The 2524-nt window shown below is 67.8% G+C and carries 3 protein-coding genes; all 3 read right to left on the bottom strand.

The features are described from left to right. A partial coding sequence (locus tag VNJ48_RS04630) for a phage portal protein (protein WP_325599584.1) occupies positions 1 to 876 on the bottom strand: 876 nt, incomplete at its 3' end. Next, positions 873 to 2288 (bottom strand): hypothetical protein, encoded by a 1416-nt coding sequence (locus VNJ48_RS04625; protein WP_325599582.1) that lies wholly within the window; start codon positions 2286 to 2288, stop codon positions 873 to 875. The genes VNJ48_RS04630 and VNJ48_RS04625, both read right to left, overlap by 4 nt. Further along, a complete protein-coding gene (locus VNJ48_RS04620; protein WP_325599580.1) occupies positions 2236 to 2481 on the bottom strand; it encodes a hypothetical protein in 246 nt (81 codons plus the stop codon). The genes VNJ48_RS04625 and VNJ48_RS04620 overlap by 53 nt, the downstream gene beginning before the upstream one ends. Between the last annotated feature and the right edge of the window lie 43 nt (positions 2482 to 2524).

Raw genomic sequence — 2524 nt, 5'->3', positions numbered from 1 at the left:
CCACGTCTTTTCCTTCGATGCTTCGTCCCAGTACGCCTTGACCTCAGCCTGAAGCCGCGCCATGTCGCCGCTGCCGGAGGGCATCTGCATACCCGTCGCCCAGCGGCGGGGGGTCGTGTAGAACTCGGCCGTGACCAGGAGGTCGGTGGCGAGCTTGTTGATCCCGTCCGCTATCGGCGCGATCGAGGCCAACTCGGACCGGCCGGAGCGGTTCAGCAGCCGGCCCTTGTTGACCATCGGGACGATCGGAACGGCCCGCAGCGGGTTCGCCAGCACCTGATCGATCTCGTACCGCGGGCGCACGCCGAGCGCCGTCGTGCGGGCGGCGTAGCGGATCACCTCGTCGCGCGTGTAGTACGTCGCGTAACTCGTCGCGCCGTCCTGCCAGCGCTTCAACGCCGACCGGACCGCCCGTCCACCCGGTTCGTAGTCAACCGTGACCTGGTGCGCGGACTCGAACGTCATGCGAGGTGTCAGCGGGTCGTCGTCGTTCCCCCATACCGACAGGTAGGTGACCCCGTGCACGAGCATGTCCACCAGCCCGAGCGGGGACTCCTCGTCCAGGTCGTTCGCGGTGAAGATGCGCCAGAGCTCATCGTCAGCCGTCGCGCCCTGCCCCAGTCGGAAGCCCTCCGGGTTCAGCCGGCGAGCCACCGAGTCCACGATCGTCTCCGGCCAGTTGATGACCAGCGGAGTGAGCCGGCCGCCGATCTGCGCCTCGACCTCCGGCGACATGAACGCCAGCGGCTGGTCCCCGGAGTAGTACCGGTCCAGTCGGTCGTATTCGATGTTCGCCTTGTCGAGCTTCGCCGACAGCACATCCACCGCGGCCAGGTTCGGGTCGGTCCGTGACAGGGAAAGAGTCGGGGTCGTCACACGCCCACCATCCATCCGCCGGTCGTAGGAACGCTGCTCAGTCCGTGCAGGGCGAGCGCCGCGGCGATCAGCGGGGAGATCCGCGGGTCCTTACGGGACAGGACTCGCTGCCCGGCCTCACCCGAAGACGACCAGCGGGCCACCGCGACAGCGGACTTGAGTTCGTCCTGCCCGCCGTGCCGGACGGACCGACCGACGACCGCGGCGTCAAGAGTGGAGCAGGCATCGGCGAAGAAGCGACGGGACACACCCTCGGCAGTCAGGTGCGGCAACAGGAACGCCGCCGTGCCCGTCTGCTCCACCAGCAGCCGGCCGCCCCACGTCCGGAGCAGTTCGGCGGCACGATCAGCGACCCACTCGACACCAGGCCGGTGGTCGGCGAGCTGCAACCAGGAACCGTCCGGGGTGCTCCACGCCGCCGCGATCGTCGCCGTCGAATGATCCGGGGCGACGTCGAGGGCGAAGGTAGGGGTGGCCTTCGGTGGGGTCGAGCCGTGCAGGTTGGCCCAGGAGGTCGGGTCGATGGCGGTCTTGCGCGCGTCCTCATCGACCCAGATGCCCATGACTTCCCGTAGGAAGTCGTCGCTGTCGAGCAGCCGGCGTAGGCGTTGGATCGCCCGCTCAGGAGTCCGGTACGGGTAGGACGGGTTCGCCTTGGACCACGCCTCGCGGTCGTCCGGGTCGGAGCCGGGGTCCGCTGAGAACTCGATGTAGACCACGCCTTCGGCCTCACCGGACATGGCCTCGGCTCGTAGCCGAGTGAACGCCTCACTCGGGTCCGACGGCTTCGGCGGCGTCCCCATCAGGATGATCTGCGGGTTGGTCGCCTGGTTCTGAGTCGGAGCCAGGTCGGAGAGCGCAGCGTCGGTGAGGATCTGCGCCTCGTCCAGCACCAGCCGACGGACCTTACGAAACCCTCGGATCGACCCCCGCTCACGGGCCGCGAAGACGATCCGGGAGCCGTTGCGGAACGGGATGACCTCGTTACCGGCAGCCGTGGTGATGGCTTCCCTGTCCACATGTGGAGCCATCGCCTCCGACTCGGCGAGCGCCCGAAGCTCGTCGAAGGACTCGCGGGCGACCTTGAAGCGGTGCGCGGTCCACACCGTCAACGTGCCCGGGTGGGCGATGCAGTCGGCGAAGACGATGGCCCCGATCAGGAACGTCTTACCGACCTGCCGGGCGATGCTAAGGACGATCGTGTCGGCCGCGTACCAGCCGGTGATGTCCTTAGCCAGGATTGCGGCGCAGGCTTCGCGCTGCCAGCGGTCCAGGCTGATGCCGAGCGTCTCGCATGTGTTGATGATGGCCGGCGCACCACTAGCGGTGATCCCGTCGGGCAGTACGACGTGACGCGCGTCAGGCAGCAGGCCAGGCGGCGTCCGGAGTCGAAGCGGCGCCGCCGATGGCATCAGAAGTACTAGCGGCGTCAATCGCCTCGATCTCCTTCCGTATCTCCATGAGTCGCTTGGTCAGCGACGCCAGGTCCCGCGGCGGAACACCCTCGTCCAGCTGCTTGGCGATGAGGTCACGCATCGACACCAGGAGGTCCCTAGCGGTGCCTGAGCGGGCCGCAGAGGCCACGCCGACGAGTCGCCTAGGCATGGGGCCTCCCTTGGAAATCAACCGTGTGTAGAACAGGAACAGA

The sequence above is a fragment of the Nocardioides sp. genome (assembly GCF_035576065.1).
Classification (GTDB): Bacteria; Actinomycetota; Actinomycetes; order Propionibacteriales; family Nocardioidaceae; genus Nocardioides.
Note: the sequence above shows the minus strand (reverse complement) of the source record. Positions and strands in the feature narration are given on the sequence as shown.

Excerpts from the sequence above, each read along its gene's own strand:
- VNJ48_RS04625 (WP_325599582.1), bottom strand. The coding sequence starts at position 2,288 with ATGCCATCGGCGGCGCCGCTTCGACTCCGGACGCCGCCTGGCCTGCTG.
- VNJ48_RS04620 (WP_325599580.1), bottom strand. The coding sequence starts at position 2,481 with ATGCCTAGGCGACTCGTCGGCGTGGCCTCTGCGGCCCGCTCAGGCACC.